Origin of the sequence: Paenibacillus wuxiensis, assembly GCF_040195695.1 — a bacterium.
Taxonomy (GTDB): domain Bacteria; phylum Bacillota; class Bacilli; order Paenibacillales; family Paenibacillaceae; genus Paenibacillus_B; species Paenibacillus_B suaedae.
Genome location: NZ_JBEFZI010000042.1, coordinates 1 through 721 on the forward strand (window position 1 = coordinate 1; position 721 = coordinate 721).

Sequence of the window (721 nt, forward strand, 5' to 3'; positions counted from 1 at the left end):
AGTGGGCGAATGCGCCGATTGGCTCCGGCATGGTCTCCGGCAAGCTGACGGATGCTGTGGATGCCAGCGATGAGAGCCATCCGAATGTTGGTATGGGCAGCTTCCATGAAGCCCGTCCGGAGGATCTGGCGTACGTGATCTACACGTCGGGAACGACGGGCAAGCCGAAGGGCGTGATGATCGAGCACCGCAGCCTGGTGAACACGGCGGCGGGCTACCGGCGGGAATACCGGTTGGATCAGTTCCCGGTGCGGCTGCTGCAGCTCGCAAGCTTTTCGTTTGATGTGTTCGTGGGAGATATCGCGCGGACGCTGTACAACGGAGGCACGATGGTGATTGTGCCGAAGGACGACCGGATCGATCCGTCTCGTCTGCACCACTGGATGGAGCGAGAGCGGGTCACCATTTTCGAATCAACGCCGGCGCTGATCGTGCCGTTCCTGGAGTATGTGCACGAGCAGCAACTGGATATGAGCCGGTTGGAGCTGTTGATCACGAGCTCGGACAGCTGCAGCGTGGCGGATTACTGGACCTTGCAGGAACGCTTCGGCTCGTTGTTCCGGATCATCAACGCTTACGGCGTGACGGAAGCAGCGATCGACTCCAGCTTCTACGACGAGGAGCTGACGAAGCTGCCGCAGACCGGCCATGTACCGATCGGCAAAGCGTGGCTGAATGCGAAATTCTACATCGTGGATGCGCAACTGAATCCGGTGCCGGT

General features: G+C 60.1%; 1 protein-coding gene. It reads left to right on the forward strand.

The genetic code is table 11. From position 1 onward, the window contains the following. The coding region (locus ABN764_RS29490) for an AMP-binding protein (RefSeq protein ID WP_446673864.1) at positions 1 to 721 on the forward strand (721 nt) is incomplete at both ends.